Below are 16391 nucleotides of genomic sequence, written 5' to 3'. Positions count from 1 at the left end.
ACTCTGGATTTGGGGTTTAAGCGGGCCGTGTCGTTGATACCATTAGTCCTTTTTAGACAGGAAGAGTATTTAGATGAGTGAAAATCATACTCTGCACATTGAAGAAATTTTGGATTTGCTTCCACATCGTTATCCGTTTTTATTGGTGGATCGCGTTCTTGATTTTGAGGAAGGTAAATTCTTACGTGCAGTCAAAAACGTATCTTTTAATGAACCCTTCTTTCAGGGACATTTCCCGGGCAAACCTATTTTCCCAGGTGTTTTGATCCTTGAAGCTATGGCGCAGGCTACTGGAATTCTGGCATTTAAGAGTGTGGGTAAACTAAAGTCAGATGAACTTTATTACTTTGCTGCTATTGATGGTGCTCGCTTTAAACGCCCAGTAGTGCCAGGGGATCAAATGGTGTTAGAAGTAGAGTTTCTTAAAGAACGTCGCGGGGTTGCTCGCTGTAGAGGCGTAGCAAAAGTCGATGGAGAAGTGGTGTGCGAAGCAGAAATGATGTGTGCTCGCCGTCGTGAGGCTTAGTCTATGATTGATGAAACCGCTTATATACATCCCAGTGCTATTGTGGAAGATGGTGCGATTATTGGTGCCAATGTTCGTATTGGCCCATTTTGTTGCATTGGTTCTCAGGTTGAGATTGGCGAAGGTACAGAGCTGAAATCTCATGTTGTTGTCAATGGAATAACCAAAATTGGCCGTGATAACCAGATCTTTCAGTTTGCCTCTGTTGGGGAAATGAATCAGGACCTGAAATATCGTGGTGAGCCAACTAGGGTTGAAATTGGTGATCGTAATCGTATCCGTGAAAATGTGACCATTCATCGTGGAACAGTTCAGGGAGGGGGGATAACGAAAATCGGCAATGATAATTTGCTGATGATTAATGCCCATATTGCTCATGACTGCATTGTTGGTGATCGCTGTGTCATTGCTAATAATGGTACTTTGGGTGGGCATGTTATTCTGGGAGACTATGTCATCATCGGTGGTATGAGTGCGATTCATCAGTTCTGTCAGATTGGTTCTCATGCCATGGTGGGTGGTTGTTCTGGTGTGGTGCAGGATGTTCCACCATATGTTATCGCTCAGGGTAACCATGCAACACCTTTTGGTATTAATGTCGAAGGTCTGAAGCGTCGTGGTTTTGATAAAGAATCACTACATGCAATCAGAAATGCATATAAGTTGTTGTATCGTAGCGGAAAAACTTTAGAAGAAGCACAACAAGAAATTGCTGAGCTGGCTGAAGATAATCAGTATGTAAAAATCTTCAGCGATTTTCTGGCAAGTTCTACCCGTGGCATTATCCGTTAAGTAGATGAAGGATACTCCTTTGGCTACCATTTCTTCTATTGATAGTCTACGCCCGCTAACTATTGGATTAATCGCCGGAGAGACCTCCGGTGATATCCTTGGAGCAGGTTTAATCCGTGCATTAAAAGCCAAAGTGCCTAATGCGCGTTTTGTTGGTGTTGCAGGTCCTCTTATGCAAGCTGAAGGTTGTGAAGCTTGGTATGAGATGGAAGAACTAGCTGTAATGGGGGTTGTCGAAGTTCTTGAGCGTTTGCCTCGTTTGCTGAAGATACGTAAGGACCTGACAACCCGTTTCACGGAGCTGAAACCGGACGTGTTTGTCGGTATTGATGCGCCGGATTTTAATATCACTTTGGAAGGTCGGTTAAAACGGCAGGGCATTCGTACCATTCATTATGTCAGCCCATCAGTATGGGCTTGGCGTCAGAAACGTGTTTTCAAAATTGGTAAAGCCACAGATATGGTTTTGGCCTTCTTGCCTTTTGAAAAAGCGTTTTACGATAAGTTTAATGTTCATTGCCGATTTATTGGACATACAATGGCAGATACTATGCCATTAAAACCAGATAGAGTGGCTGCGCGTGAGCTATTAGGAATCCCACAAGAGTCTATTTGTCTGGCTTTGTTGCCGGGAAGCCGCCATTCTGAAGTTGAGATGCTAAGTGCTGATTTTCTTAAAACTGCTCAGTTATTACGGCAAAAAATTCCAGGTTTGTATGTGCTTGTGCCCCTGGTGAATACTAAACGGCGTGAACAATTTGAGAGAATTAAACAGGAAATTGCGCCGGATCTGAATATTCATCTGGTGGATGGCAAGGCGCGAGAAATCATGATCGCAAGTAATGCCACACTTTTGGCATCTGGAACTGCTGCTCTGGAATGTATGCTGGCAAAATGCCCAATGGTAGTAGGTTACCGGATGAAGCCGTTTACTTTCTGGTTGGCAAAACACCTTGTAAAAACACCTTATGTTTCATTACCTAACTTGTTATCTGGTAAGGAGCTGGTTAAAGAATTATTGCAGGAAAAATGTCAGCCACAGAAACTTGCAGATGAATTGCTGCCGTTACTACAAGGTAGTGAAAAGGTTGAAGCACTGAAACAGACGTTTTTACATCTGCACGAAAGTATTCGTTGTAATGCTGATGAACAAGCTGCACAGGCTGTACTGGAACTAGCAGGAAAATGATGGAATTTATATACCCTTCGGCGAATCTGATTGCTGGAGTTGATGAAGTTGGCAGAGGCCCATTAGTCGGTGCGGTTGTGACTGCGGCTGTTATTTTAGATCCATCTCGCCCGATTGCTGGGTTAGCCGATTCTAAAAAACTTAGTGAAAAGCGCCGTGAAGAGCTGTATCTGGAAATCACAGAAAAAGCGTTATGCTGGAGCTTAGGGCGTGCAGAGCCGGAAGAAATTGATCAACTGAATATCTTGCATGCAACCATGCTGGCAATGCAAAGGGCTGTGGCTGGTTTATCTATTTCTCCTGAATATGTGCTGATTGATGGTAACCGTTGTCCTGAATTGCCAATGCCGGCACAGGCGGTTATAAAAGGCGATGGATTGGTTGCTGAAATTAGTGCGGCTTCTATTGTGGCAAAAGTTACCAGAGATCGGGAAATGGTTGAACTTGATCAGTTGTTTCCTGAATATGGGTTTGCTAAGCATAAAGGCTATCCAACGGCCCTTCATTTAGAAAAGTTGGTTCTGCTGGGAGCGACAAAACATCATCGTAAAAGTTTTGCGCCGGTTAAAAGAGCAATTGGTCTTTAAGTAAGTTTGTTGACTGAATATATACCCAATAGATTTCGAGCCGCAGCGCGGCGGCAAGTGAACGAATCCCCGGAGCATAGATAACTCTGTGACTGGGGTAAGTGAAAGCAGCCAACAAAGCAGCAACTTGAAAGATGAAGGGTATAGTTATTCTTCGAACTGATATTAAAGATATAAAGCACAATCAATTAATCATCTGGACAAACACATGGCTGATCCCCGTTTTGTACACTTACGTGTTCATAGCGACTATTCAATGATTGATGGCTTAGCCAAAACTAGCCCTTTAGTTAAAAAAGTGGCTCAGTTAGGTATGCCGGCTTTTGCGATCACTGATTTTACTAACCTATGTGGGTTGGTGAGATTTTATGGTAGTGCTCATGGGGCTGGGGTAAAACCGATTATTGGTGCTGATTTTTATATGGAAAGTGAGCTGCTCGGGGATGAGTATGCTAATTTGACCATTCTTGCCCGTAATAATACTGGCTATCATAACTTGACTTTACTGATATCAGAGGCTTATCAGCAGGGGTATGGTGCTGCCGGTCCAACAATTAAACAGAAATGGCTGGTAAGCCGCAAAGAAGGGCTTATCCTGCTCTCTGGTGGTCGCATGGGGGATGTGGGCAAATTCCTGTTGCGCGGTAATCGGGCCATGGTAGACCAATGCCTTGAGTTTTATCAGGAACATTTCCCCGACTGCTATTATCTGGAACTAATTCGTACTGGTCGTGTAGATGACGAAAATTATCTTCATGCAGCGGTTGCATTGGCAACAGAAAAGAATCTGCCTGTTGTTGCGACTAATGATGTTTGCTTTATCGACAAAGAAGATTTCGATGCGCATGAAATTCGTGTAGCGATTCATGATGGCTATACATTGGCTGATCCCAAACGTCCAAAAAATTACAGTCCTCAGCAATACTTGCGTAGTGAACAGGAAATGTGTGAGTTATTCTCTGATATTCCTGAGGCGCTGGAAAACAGTGTAGAAATTGCCAAGCGTTGTAATGTCACTATCCGTCTTGGTGAATATTTCCTGCCACAATTCCCGACAGGGGAAATGAGTACTGAAAATTATCTGATTGAGAAATCTAAGCAAGGATTAGAAGAGCGCTTGACATTTCTCTATCCAGATCCTGAAGTACGAGCAGAAAAACGCCCTGAATATGATGAGCGACTTGATGTTGAGCTTCGGGTTATCAACCAGATGGGATTCCCAGGCTACTTCTTGATCGTGATGGAATTTATTCAGTGGTCGAAAGACAACGGTGTTCCTGTGGGGCCCGGTCGTGGTTCCGGTGCGGGTTCTTTAGTGGCTTATGCCCTGAAAATAACCGATCTCGATCCTTTGGAGTTTGACCTGCTGTTTGAACGGTTCCTTAACCCTGAACGTGTTTCTATGCCTGATTTTGACGTCGATTTCTGCATGGAAAAGCGCGATCTGGTGATTGATCATGTGGCTGATATATATGGCCGTGATGCCGTATCTCAGATTATCACTTTTGGTACGATGGCCGCGAAAGCCGTAATCCGGGATGTTGGTCGTGTGCTGGGGCATCCATACGGATTTGTTGACAGAATTTCTAAATTAATACCGCTTGATCCGGGAATGACCCTGGAAAAAGCATTTGTTGCAGAGCCACAACTTCCTGAAATCTATGAAGCGGATGAAGAAGTTAAGGCGCTGATAGATATGGCGCGTAAATTGGAGGGTGTCACCCGTAACGCCGGGAAACACGCGGGTGGGGTCGTTATCGCACCAACTAAGATCACTGATTTCGCGCCTCTCTACTGTGATCCGGAAGGTTTGAACCCGGTGACTCAGTTTGATAAAAATGATGTGGAATATGCTGGGTTAGTGAAATTCGACTTCCTCGGATTGAGGACGCTGACTATCATCAACTGGGCGTTAGAGATGATCAACGCACGCAGAGCGAAAAAAGGTTTGGAGCCGATTGATATCGCAGCGATTCCACTAAATGACAACAAAAGTTTTGATATGCTGCAACGGGCTGAAACGACAGCGGTATTCCAGCTTGAATCCCGTGGTATGAAGGATCTTATCAAACGTCTGCGGCCCGACTGCTTCGAAGATATGATTGCGCTTGTGGCATTGTTTCGTCCAGGCCCTTTGCAATCAGGCATGGTTGATAACTTCATTGATCGTAAACATGGTCGGGAAGAGATTTCATACCCAGATATACAGTGGCAGCACGAATCTTTACAGCCTGTGTTGGAGCCAACTTACGGCATAATCCTTTATCAGGAACAAGTGATGCAGATTGCTCAGGTACTGGCGGGATATACTCTCGGTGGTGCAGATATGCTTCGTCGGGCAATGGGCAAGAAAAAGCCGGAGGAAATGGCTAAGCAGCGTTCTGTATTTGAGGAAGGTGCCAAAAAACTCGGCATTGATGGCGAATTGGCGATGAAAATCTTTGACTTGGTAGAGAAATTTGCCGGTTATGGATTTAATAAATCTCATTCTGCTGCGTATGCGCTGGTTTCTTATCAAACTTTATGGCTGAAAGCACATTATCCTGCTGAATTCATGGCTGCGGTAATGACTGCTGATATGGATAATACAGAAAAAGTCGTTGGATTGATTGATGAATGCTGGCGCATGGGGCTGAAAATCTTACCACCTGATATTAACAGCGGTTTATATCATTTCCATGTTAATGATGATGGAGAGATCGTATATGGCATCGGTGCGATTAAAGGAGTAGGTGAAGGCCCGATTGAAGCGATCATCGAAGCCAGAAAGAAAGACGGTTATTTTAGAGAACTGTTTGATTTATGTGCCCGTGTTGATACCAAGAAATTAAATCGCCGGGTGATGGAAAAACTGATCATGTCAGGGGCATTTGACCGTCTGGGGCCACACCGCGCAGCTTTGATGTCTTCTTTGGAAGATGCCTTGAAGGCGGCAGATCAACATGCCAAAGCAGAGGCTATTGGTCAGACTGATATGTTTGGTGTGTTGGCAGAAGCGCCGGAAGAAGTTGAGCGCTCTTATGCCAATGTTTCCCAATGGCCAGAACAGGTAGTTCTTGACGGTGAACGAGAAACGCTGGGACTCTATTTAACTGGGCACCCGATCACCCGTTATTTAAAAGAAATTGAGCGCTATACTAATGGGCTGCGGTTAAAGGATGTGAATCCGACACCACGTGGTCAAGTAACAACTGTGGTAGGTTTGGTGCTGGCATCCAAAGTGATTATGACCAAACGAGGTAACCGGATAGGTCTTTGTACACTGGATGACCGCTCAGGTCGCTTGGAAGTTATGTTATTTTCCGATGCCTTGGAAAGACACCGGCATTTGCTGGAACAAGATCGAATATTGATAGCTACGGGGCAGGTCAGCTTTGATGACTTTAATGGTGGTCTTAAAATGACAGCTCGTGAATTAATGGATATTAGCGAAGCGCGTGAAAAATATGCACGTGGTCTTGCTATCTCGCTGTTGGACAGGCAAATTGATGATCAATTGTTAAACCGTCTTCGTGGCACATTGGAACCGTATCGTTCGGGTACGATACCGGTTCATCTTTATTACCAGAGGGAAGACGCCCGCGCCCGTTTAAGATTCGGCGCGACGTGGAGGGTAACGCCAACGGATAACCTTCTGACAGATCTGCGAACTCTGCTGGGTAATGAGCAGGTAGAATTAGAATTTGACTAAAATAGGAATGTTATGAGTCTGAATTTTCTTGAATTTGAACAGCCGATTGCCGAGCTGGAAGCGAAAATTGATTCGCTAACCGCAGTTAGCCGTCAAGATGAAAAATTAGATATAAATCTGGATGAAGAAGTACAACGCTTGCGGGAAAAGAGTTTGGAATTGACTCGCAAAATCTTTTCAGATTTAGGGGCTTGGCAGGTTGCTCAGCTAGCACGTCACCCACGTCGTCCTTATACGTTGGACTATATTCAGCATATTTTTACTGATTTTGAAGAGTTGGCGGGTGATCGCGCTTATGCTGATGATAAAGCGATTGTTGGTGGTTTGGCTCGTATTGATGGGCGTCCGGTGATGATTATTGGTCATCAAAAAGGCCGTGAAACTAAAGAAAAAATTCGCCGTAATTTCGGTATGCCAGCGCCAGAAGGCTACCGCAAGGCTTTACGTTTGATGGAGATGGCAGATCGTTTTAAACTGCCAATTATCACTTTCATTGATACTCCAGGAGCATATCCTGGTGTTGGTGCAGAAGAACGTGGTCAGTCTGAGGCTATTGCCCGCAACCTTCGTGAGATGTCTCGTTTGTCTGTGCCTGTTATTTGTACTGTAATCGGTGAAGGTGGCTCTGGTGGTGCTTTGGCGATTGGTGTCGGTGATAAAGTGAATATGCTGCAATACAGCACTTATTCTGTTATCTCCCCGGAAGGTTGCGCCTCAATTTTGTGGAAAAGTGCGGAGAAAGCACCTTTAGCGGCGGAAGCGATGGGGATCACCGCACCTCGTTTGAAAGAGTTGGAATTGATCGATACCGTGATCTCGGAACCATTAGGTGGTGCTCATCGTGATTACGAAGCAATATCAGCATCATTGAAGGCTCAGTTGTTGATTGATCTGGCCGATCTTGATCATTTGGCATCTGAAGAATTGATTAACCGCCGATATCAGCGCCTGATGCAATATGGTTATTGTTGATATCTGAATTAACCATTTGAATAGGGGATGGAAGTGGCTGGAATCAATGAATTTCAATCACCTTCATCCCTTGTTGTATTTGCTTTTTTGCCATTTTATATTCTTAATGAAAATAGCGGGAAATGTTATCTGACTAGCAGTAGTTTTAAGCTTAATAAAGTTGATGGTAATCAATTCATATTGTTGCAAGCTAAGGAACTCTTGAATTTGTAATGACAAACATTGATGAGCGGCTATTTGTCACTTTGACTAAACAGCTTGGTGAACATAAGAAAATATTGGTTGGGTTCAGTGGTGGGTTAGATTCCTCAGTTTTGCTTTATTTGCTGGTTAATTGGCGCAATCAATACAATCAGAATGTTCAATTAAGAGCAATTCATATTCACCACGGTTTAAACATAAAAGCAGATCAATGGGTTAAACATTGCCAACAGATTTGTGATGATTGGCAAGTTGAATTCTTTTTTGAAAAAGTAACGATAGATGCGCGCCAAAAAGGTATTGAAGCTGCTGCTCGTGACGCCCGATATCAGGTATTTAAGCGTGAATTACAAAAAGATGAAATTCTGGTAACAGCTCAGCATCTTGATGATCAGGCAGAAACTTTTTTATTGGCATTAAAGCGTGGTAGTGGCCCGGCTGGTCTTGCTTCTATGCCTCCAATCGCGGTATTTGCCGATACATTATTGCTGCGCCCGTTACTTGGTTATAGCCGGAATGAACTAGAAATATATGCCAATGAACACTGTCTAAATTGGATTGAAGACGACAGTAATCAAGATGATCGCTATGATCGAAATTTTCTGCGTTTACATATTATGCCGTTACTGAATCAACGCTGGCCGTATTTTCCACAGTCTGTCGCACGTAGTGCAAACTTATGTGGTGAGCAAGAGCAACTTCTTGATGAGTTATTGAATGAATCGCTGAAAAAATTGATAGCTCAGGATGGTGCTCTGGCTATTTCGCCTTTAGATGGGTATTCAGAAGTTAAACGAAATGCTTTGCTGCGTCGCTGGTTTGGTTTTCATGGTATGAAAATGCCTTCGCGAGAGCAGCTTTGTAGGCTTTGGTATGAGGTGGCTCTTGCCCGCACTGATGCTGAGCCTAGGCTACAATTTGGTCAGCATGATGTACGTCGTTACAAGCAAAAACTTTGGCTGGTTCCTCAATTGCAACCTTTGAGAGGCATTGTTATTGAATGGGATATTTGCAACACTTTGTTATTACCGGATAGCTTAGGAAAACTGAATATTTCTGATTGCGGTGTTAAAGTTAGAGCTCCAACTGATAATGAGCGGGTGACTATCCGTTTTGGTGTTCAAGGAATGATGAGTATTGTAGGCCGTCAACACTCTCGGCACAGTAAGAAATTGTGGCAAGAGTTTGGGGTTGCTCCGTGGCTTAGAGAGCGAATTCCATTGCTTTATTACAATGAACAACTGATGGCTGCATTAGGTATTTTTGTCACTAAAGAAGGCGAAGTGGTAGAAGGGCAGGAAATATTGACAATTCATTGGAATAAAACGCTGTTAGAATAACAAGTTAAGCCGCCTTTGGCGGCTATTTTGTATTCAGGATTCGGAGTGTTGAATAATAACAGTACCAATTTTAGGATTACTGAAACTGGCAATATAATCCAACCGTAATTCACGGGGGTTGTCTTCTGTTTCGATTATCAGGTATTCAACTTTTTTCCTTAAAACCAAATCACAGGCTTTTCCTTCAATAAGTTCACCCCCTCGCAACTTTATGTGTAGGTGGAGTTGATGTTGGCAAGCTAACTCAAGGTTATCATAGTCGTCACAGTTAATTGGTTGATATTCAGTATTTATAGACATATTTGCTCACCACTATGGTTAGTGGCGGTTATTGCCGCCTGTGGTTGTTAAAATTGTAACTCAAAAGCACTATTAATGACTATAGCACAGGAAATCAGTCGTGATTAATGAATAACTCTGGCTGTTTCCTTTGAACAGTAAGTAAATAAAAGTTTGATTTCACAGTAAGTTCCTGACAAAAGTATTAAAATCAGATCATTTCGCTATCATTGGGCAACGCCTTTAAAAGGGCGAGTCACAAAGCCCATTATACTGTTTGGAGATAAATGTGAATAAAAAACTTTTGGCAACGTTAGCTGCTGTGAGCGTATGTACTTTGATAGGATGTAAAGGTAACTTGCCACAACAAACAAGTTCACAGCCAGTAGATCAAACTTTTCAGGGGGTTCTTCCTTGTGCTGATTGTTCTGGTATTGATACCACTCTGTTATTGGATGGTGATGGTAGTTATATTCTGGAACAAACTTACCTTGGTACCCGTGATGGTGATCAATCATTCTTTGAATCCGGTCAATGGGTGAAAAATGGAGAAAAAATTCGCCTGACAAAATCAGATAATCAAAAATATTACTATCTGTCGAAAGGTGGAAACTTGGTGATGTTGGATATTGAAGGTAATCCAATTGAATCACAATTCAACTATGAGCTGAAACGGGTAAAACCGAAGAAACTGATTGGCGAATACAGTTACATGGCTGATGCTGCTTCATTTACTGATTGTAATACAGGTAAGCAGTATGCCGTAACGGAAAGTTTGGATTTGGAGCGAGGCTATCATCAAGTTGGCGTAGAAGGAGGAACGCCAGTTTATGTTGAAGTTGAAGGTTATTACAGCGTTCGACCTTCAATGGAAGATGGACAATTTGATCCAGCCTTAATTCAGACGGGTAAAATCCATTTCGATAAATCGAAATCTTGTAATATGAAGAAATAATTCTAGTTTCAGTATTTGATGGTGATAATGGCTACTCTATCTTAGTGATCTGACCATTATCACCATACTGTTCAATGAGTTGTTGTAATAACTCTAATTAATAAAACCAAGTTGTTGTTTCAGATGGTCAACAACGCAATCTAGTTTTAGCATCTGTTTGTCATCACAGCGACGATATTTATATTCTACTTCTCCGCTATCCAGATTACGGTCACCAATAACTATAGTGTGTGGTACGCCAATAAGTTCCATATCAGCGAACATCACGCCTGGGCGCTCTTTCCGATCGTCAAAAATAACATCAATACCGCAGGCGCGCAGATCAGCATACAGTTTCTCTGCAATTTCTTTCACACGATATGATTTGTGCATATTCATCGGCAAAATAGCAACCTGGAATGGTGCAATTGCATCAGGCCAAATGATACCGCGATTATCGTGATTCTGTTCAATCGCTGCTGCGACAATACGGGTAACACCAATACCATAACAACCCATAGTGATGATCTGGTTATGGCCGTCTTCTCCTTGAACGGTTGCTTTCATTGCATCAGAATATTTTGTACCGAGTTGGAATATATGACCAACTTCAATACCACGTTTGATGAGCAATGTACCTTTACCATCTGGGCTGGCATCACCTTCAACAACATTACGGATATCAGCAATTTCTGGTATTGGTAGATCACGTTCCCAATTGATACCGAAATAGTGCTTATCATCAATATTGGCCCCGGCGCCAAAGTCACTCATCACTGCCACACTGTGGTCAATGATAACTGGCATTGGCAGATTGACGGGGCCTAATGAGCCTGGACCGGCTCCAACGATTGTGCGAATTTCTTCTTCTGTGGCAAAAGTTAAGGGACTGGCAACCAAAGGTAATTTTTCTGCTTTGATTCCATTAAGTTCATGGTCGCCACGAACCAGTAAGGCAATTAATTTATGGCCTGTATCTTCAGCAGCGTGAACAATCAGAGTCTTAACGGTTTTTTCAATTGGTAGATTGAATTGTTCAACTAGTTCAGCAATTGTTTTTGCATTCGGGGTATCAACAAGATACATATCTTCTGCTGGTGCAGCGCGATCATAAGCAGGAGCAACAGCTTCAGCCAATTCAATATTAGCTGCATAATTAGACTCTGTTGAGAAAACGATATCATCTTCCCCACTGGCAGCTAAGACCTGAAATTCATGGGAAGCACTACCGCCGATAGAACCAGTATCAGCCAGGACAGCACGGAAATCCAAACCGATGCGGGTAAAGATTTTGCTGTAGGCTTCGTACATATTGTCATAAGTTTCTTGTAATGATTCCTGGGTAGTATGGAAAGAGTAAGCATCTTTCATCAGGAACTCACGCGAGCGCATTACGCCAAAACGAGGTCGAACTTCGTCGCGGAATTTAGTCTGGATCTGGAACAAAGTCAGTGGTAACTGTTTATATGAGCTGACTTCATTGCGGATTAAATCAGTGACAACCTCTTCATGGGTTGGACCCAATACAAAAGGGCGATCCCCTCGATCAGCAAAACGCAGTAATTCTGGGCCGTATTGTTCCCAGCGACCACTTTCCTGCCATAAATCTGCTGGCTGCACTACAGGCATAGATATCTCAATCGCTCCAGCATTGTTCATTTCTTCACGAACAATTTTTTCGACTTTTTTTAGTACGCGGATACCTGTAGGCATCCAATTATATAGGCCCGAAGCGAGCTTACGGATCATGCCTGCACGAAGCATCAGTTTATGGCTGACAACTTCTGCATCGGCGGGAGTCTCTTTTAATGTAGAGAGCAGATATTGGCTAGTGCGCATTATTAGGGTTCCATTAGAGCAGCAAATTGCTTCTGACTGGCAAAAATTTGCCAGCCAATAAAATAGTGAAAATAAACCTTTAGTCTACCAGTGAGTTTAAGATGCCAAAAGGGTATATGCTGATTTTTAGCGGGATTCTATGGAAACCACTTCGGTAAGTGTGCCACAAACTTTCCAGCGCACATTAAAATTTAGCAAATGAACAGCATATTCCCGATTTTTCGATTCTTCTCTACGGTAAGCAGGGCGAGGATCTTGAGCTAGAACCTGACTGATAAATCGGCGTAAATTCGGGTAAGTGCTTTGAATCAAGATGAGCTGCTGTTCAGCGGCAGGTGAAAATATCACATCCATATCAGCAGGAGGCGCTTCCTGAGCAAAACCTGCTATTGCATGTGGCTGACACTCAGCGAAAGGCAGATAAGGCTTGATATCAATAACAGGGGTACCGTCAACTAAATCCATGCTACCCAGTTCTAGAGTCACGTTACCTTTTGTGCATTTAATTCCTTTAAGCTCAATCAGAGACATACCAATTGGATTTGGCCGGAAAGTTGAACGGGTTGCTAATACACCCATTTTTGCATTACCACCTAAACGGGGAGGGCGCACCATTGGCTTCCATCCGCCTTCCATTGTTTGGTGGAAAATAAAAATCACCCATAGATGACTGAATTGTTCCAACCCTCGAATTGCATCTGGCTGATTATAAGGCGGAAGAAGGACTAATTTCCCGCCGCCATCTTTAATAAGACCTGGTTGTCGGGGAACAGCAAATTTCTCTTTATAAGGGGAGTGAATAACCCCTATTTGTGTGAAATGAAAGTCGGTCATTGGGTAATAAGCAGAGCTGAACCTTCGCATATTGCTATCTGGTAGCATCCTTGACCTGATAACATTTCGCATTGATGTAATAAAACGGCGTTAGCATTCAAATAAGTGGCTTTCATTATCATCTGGTTACGCGCTATGGTGATATTAGCTGGTGGGTCTTGTAACGAATTACGGCATGATTGACCAGAGACAATCCCTAAATCTTTAAATGGGGTACCTAATAATTCTTCACTCTTGGTATATAACTTTACGGATGAAGAAAGGTTCCCTTTTTCTTCGGTTGGTAGTTTTTTGAGTCTCATATCCGATAACTGGGAAGAATCAGTAAAAGTTGTCTGTTGCATTGAACATCCTGCTATGAACAGTACTAATAAAGGAACAAGTAGCCAACGCATTAATAACCCCTTGAATTGTGATAATTAGAGTTAAGTTAATCGATCAGGTTAGTAAAAATGTATCGAAAATATGATGTCATAACATATCAGGCGGACAATCTGTCCGCCTGATTATTCTAATATTGATGAGAGCAATATGAAAGATTACCAACCTTTCACTGCACCACCATTAAAGATCTTATTAGCAGCTTCGTCAACTTCGTCAGATTGATAGGCTTTAACGAATTTTTTAACATTTTCGGCATCTTTATTATCTTCACGGCTAACAAGTAGGTTTACATATGGAGAGTCTTTATCTTCAACAAATAAACCATCTTTTGCCGGAGTCAGGCCAATCTGGCTTGCATACGTCGTATTAATAATTGCCAGAGCAATTTTTTGATCGTCCAGTGAACGTGGTAATTGAGGGGCTTCCAGTTCAACTAATTTTAGGTTTTTAGGATTTTCAACAATGTCTAAAATTGTTGGCAATAAGCCTATGTCATCTTTCAGTTTGATTAGGTCTTGCTTCTGTAACAACAATAAAGAACGGCCTAAGTTCGTTGGATCACTTGGTAGTGCGATTTGAGAACCATCCTGTAATTCATCCAGCGATTTGATTTTTTTGGAATAACCAGCAATTGGATAAACAAAAGAGTTGCCAACAGTGACTAGTTTATAACTACGATCTTTGATTTGTTGATCCAAATATGGTTTGTGTTGGTATGCATTTAGATCAATATCACCTTTGCTCAGAGCTTCGTTTGGTAGTACAAAATCATTAAAAGTTACCAATTCTACATCAAGACCATATTTGTCTTTAGCTACTTTTTTTGCAATCTCAGCAACTTCCTGTTCTGCACCAACGATAACGCCTACTTTAATATGATTTGGATCTCGTTTTTCCTGACCACAACCAACCAAGATTAATGAACCTAAAAGGGCGCTGATAGTTGCGATAGTTTTTAATTTAACAGACATATTTTACCCCTATTGAATACTGATTTATTAGCACTGATGTCAGTGCTGTTATTAAAATAATTTTATTATTTACGTGTTGTGGCTTTAACTAAACGGTCACCACCTAGTTGAATTAAGTAAACTAAAATAACCAGCAACACTAATACGGTATTCATTACTGTTGCATTATAGCCGGTATAACCATATTGGTAGCCAATTTGGCCTAAACCGCCTGCACCTACAGCACCTCCCATTGCGGAATAACCTACTAAAGTTATCAAAGTAATAGTGGCTGCATTGAGTAAACTTGGTAATGCTTCAGGTAACAGAATTTTCTTCACAATCTGGAATGGAGTTGCTCCCATTGCGCGAGCTGCTTCAATTAATCCTGATGGAATTTCTAATAAAGCATTTTCCACCATACGAGCAATAAATGGCGCTGCACCTATAGTTAACGGAACAATGGCCGCCTGTAAACCGATAGATGTTCCCATAATTAATCTGGTAAAGGGAATCATCCAAACCAGTAAAATAATAAACGGGATAGAACGGAAAATATTAACTATCGCGGAAAGAAAACGATAGAGTTTATTGCTTTCCATAATCTGACCCGGACGGGTGACATATAATAATACGCCTATTGGCAGCCCGATAATAAAACCAAAAAAACCAGAAACAAAAGTCATTACTAGAGTTTCCCAGACGCCTTTAACTAGCAATAAAATCATTCCTTCAGACATAACCGAGAACCTCCACTTTCACATGATGATCTTGTAAAAACTTAATTGTTGATTCGACACTACCATTTTCACCGTGCAATTCAGCCAACATCACACCAAATTTAACGCCGCCAGCATAGTCAATTTGAGAACTTAATATGTTCATATCGATATTAAAACGGCGTACCGACATTGAAATCAGTGGCGCGTCTACAGATTGACCGGTGAACTCTAATTTCAGTAGCGGGCTAAGATCTGGTGCTGGGTTGCTTTGCATTTTTTGTACATAATCTTCCGGGATATCCAGATGCAAAGTTGATTGAATAAATGCTTGAGCGATAGGTGTTTTGGGATGAGAGAACACTTCGCTGACTATATCCTGCTCAATCAACTGTCCACCGCTGATAACCGCGACTTGGTCGCAAATCCGTTTGACGACATCCATTTCGTGTGTGATCAATAGAATAGTTAGACCCAGACGACGATTAATGTCTTTCAATAATTCTAGAATAGAACGCGTTGTTGCTGGATCTAGAGCGCTGGTTGCTTCATCACATAAAAGTACTTTAGGTGAATTAGCTAAAGCGCGGGCAATAGCAACACGTTGTTTTTGTCCGCCAGATAAATTTGCAGGATAAGCATCATGTTTATCTGCAAGACCAACAAGTTCTAATAACTCGTCTACTCGCTTTTTGATCTCAGTCTTTGGAACATTATCTAATTCTAAAGGTAAGGCTATATTGCCAAAAACTGTTCTCGAAGACAGCAAATTGAAGTGTTGGAAAATCATGCCGATCCGACGGCGTGCGTGGGTTAAATCACTATCAGATAGGATAGTAAGATCTTGGCCATCAACCAGTACTTGCCCGGAAGTTGGGCGTTCAAGCATATTCACACAGCGAATTAGTGTACTTTTACCCGCACCCGATGAGCCGATGACACCATAAATTTGCCCTTGTGGGACATGTAGACTGATATCTGAAAGTGCTTTGATAGAACGGGCACCTTGCTGGAATATTTTGTTGATATGAGACAGTTTTATCATTTTTATTCTTTATTTATTCTTATAAAAATTCGAAATTGATAGCTTGAACATTTTTGAAAAAACAAACCACCCGTTGAATTGGATGTTAAGGTGTCTAGACGGCTAAGTC

The 16391-nt window shown here is 42.2% G+C and carries 16 protein-coding genes; 9 read left to right on the top strand and 7 right to left on the bottom strand.

Translation table 11 applies throughout. The features are described from left to right. Nucleotides 1-73 precede the first annotated feature (73 nt). The 8 genes from fabZ to tilS all read left to right on the top strand — a co-directional run bounded on the left by fabZ (nucleotide 74) and on the right by tilS (nucleotide 9298). Nucleotides 74-526, top strand: coding sequence for a 3-hydroxyacyl-ACP dehydratase FabZ (fabZ, locus tag BDD30_RS13830; RefSeq protein ID WP_012776843.1), 453 nt, complete (start codon nucleotides 74-76; stop codon nucleotides 524-526). 3 nt (nucleotides 527-529) lie between these two features. Next, nucleotides 530-1318, top strand: a complete 789-nt coding sequence (gene lpxA / locus BDD30_RS13825) for an acyl-ACP--UDP-N-acetylglucosamine O-acyltransferase (RefSeq protein WP_012776844.1) — start codon at nucleotides 530-532, stop codon at nucleotides 1316-1318. 4 nt (nucleotides 1319-1322) lie between these two features. Continuing rightward, nucleotides 1323-2507 (top strand): lipid-A-disaccharide synthase, encoded by a 1185-nt coding sequence (lpxB, locus tag BDD30_RS13820; protein WP_012776845.1) that lies wholly within the window; start codon nucleotides 1323-1325, stop codon nucleotides 2505-2507. Beyond that, nucleotides 2507-3094, top strand: a complete 588-nt coding sequence (gene rnhB / locus BDD30_RS13815) for a ribonuclease HII (protein WP_041381544.1) — start codon at nucleotides 2507-2509, stop codon at nucleotides 3092-3094. Before lpxB ends, rnhB begins: the two co-directional genes overlap by 1 nt. A gap of 208 nt (nucleotides 3095-3302) precedes the next feature. Then, nucleotides 3303-6785, top strand: coding sequence for a DNA polymerase III subunit alpha (gene dnaE / locus BDD30_RS13810; protein ID WP_012776847.1), 3483 nt, complete (start codon nucleotides 3303-3305; stop codon nucleotides 6783-6785). Between the two features lie 12 nt (nucleotides 6786-6797). Continuing rightward, nucleotides 6798-7757 carry an acetyl-CoA carboxylase carboxyl transferase subunit alpha gene (accA, locus tag BDD30_RS13805; RefSeq protein WP_012776848.1) on the top strand — a complete coding sequence of 320 codons (960 nt, stop codon included), beginning with the start codon at nucleotides 6798-6800 and terminating at the stop codon, nucleotides 7755-7757. Nucleotides 7758-7790: 33 nt separating this feature from the next. Continuing rightward, nucleotides 7791-7970 carry a hypothetical protein gene (locus BDD30_RS13800; protein WP_147408134.1) on the top strand — a complete coding sequence of 60 codons (180 nt, stop codon included), beginning with the start codon at nucleotides 7791-7793 and terminating at the stop codon, nucleotides 7968-7970. Continuing rightward, the gene (gene tilS, locus BDD30_RS13795; protein WP_012776849.1) at nucleotides 7970-9298 is read left to right on the top strand and encodes a tRNA lysidine(34) synthetase TilS; all 1329 of its coding nucleotides are present in this window, start codon (nucleotides 7970-7972) and stop codon (nucleotides 9296-9298) included. The genes BDD30_RS13800 and tilS overlap by 1 nt, the downstream gene beginning before the upstream one ends. Nucleotides 9299-9331: 33 nt before the next feature. On the opposite strand, the gene rof is transcribed toward tilS, so the two are convergent. Beyond that, complete coding sequence (rof, locus tag BDD30_RS13790) at nucleotides 9332-9598, bottom strand: Rho-binding antiterminator (protein WP_012776850.1); 267 nt, start codon at nucleotides 9596-9598, stop codon at nucleotides 9332-9334. A 268-nt stretch (nucleotides 9599-9866) separates the two neighbouring features. On the opposite strand from rof, the gene nlpE reads away from it, so the two are divergent. Then, nucleotides 9867-10532, top strand: coding sequence for an envelope stress response activation lipoprotein NlpE (nlpE, locus tag BDD30_RS13785; RefSeq protein WP_041381547.1), 666 nt, complete (start codon nucleotides 9867-9869; stop codon nucleotides 10530-10532). 93 nt (nucleotides 10533-10625) lie between these two features. Here the strand turns inward: nlpE and proS are convergent, their stop codons facing one another. From proS to metN, 6 genes are all read right to left on the bottom strand, one after another. Continuing rightward, nucleotides 10626-12350, bottom strand: coding sequence for a proline--tRNA ligase (proS, locus tag BDD30_RS13780; RefSeq protein WP_012776852.1), 1725 nt, complete (start codon nucleotides 12348-12350; stop codon nucleotides 10626-10628). Between the two features lie 126 nt (nucleotides 12351-12476). Then, nucleotides 12477-13184 (bottom strand): tRNA (N6-threonylcarbamoyladenosine(37)-N6)-methyltransferase TrmO, encoded by a 708-nt coding sequence (gene tsaA / locus BDD30_RS13775; protein ID WP_012776853.1) that lies wholly within the window; start codon nucleotides 13182-13184, stop codon nucleotides 12477-12479. Then, entirely contained in the window at nucleotides 13181-13579 is a 399-nt protein-coding gene (rcsF, locus tag BDD30_RS13770; protein ID WP_012776854.1) for an Rcs stress response system protein RcsF, read from the bottom strand. The genes tsaA and rcsF overlap by 4 nt, the downstream gene beginning before the upstream one ends. Nucleotides 13580-13723: 144 nt before the next feature. Continuing rightward, entirely contained in the window at nucleotides 13724-14539 is an 816-nt protein-coding gene (locus BDD30_RS13765) for a MetQ/NlpA family lipoprotein (RefSeq protein WP_012776855.1), read from the bottom strand. A gap of 65 nt (nucleotides 14540-14604) precedes the next feature. After that, the gene (locus BDD30_RS13760) at nucleotides 14605-15258 is read right to left on the bottom strand and encodes a methionine ABC transporter permease MetI (RefSeq protein WP_012776856.1); all 654 of its coding nucleotides are present in this window, start codon (nucleotides 15256-15258) and stop codon (nucleotides 14605-14607) included. After that, nucleotides 15251-16282, bottom strand: coding sequence for a methionine ABC transporter ATP-binding protein MetN (gene metN / locus BDD30_RS13755; RefSeq protein ID WP_012776857.1), 1032 nt, complete (start codon nucleotides 16280-16282; stop codon nucleotides 15251-15253). The genes BDD30_RS13760 and metN overlap by 8 nt, the downstream gene beginning before the upstream one ends. Nucleotides 16283-16391 lie beyond the last annotated feature (109 nt).

Source organism: Photorhabdus asymbiotica, assembly GCF_003634575.1.
Classification (GTDB): Bacteria; Pseudomonadota; Gammaproteobacteria; order Enterobacterales; family Enterobacteriaceae; genus Photorhabdus; species Photorhabdus asymbiotica.
Note: the sequence above shows the minus strand (reverse complement) of the source record. Positions and strands in the feature narration are given on the sequence as shown.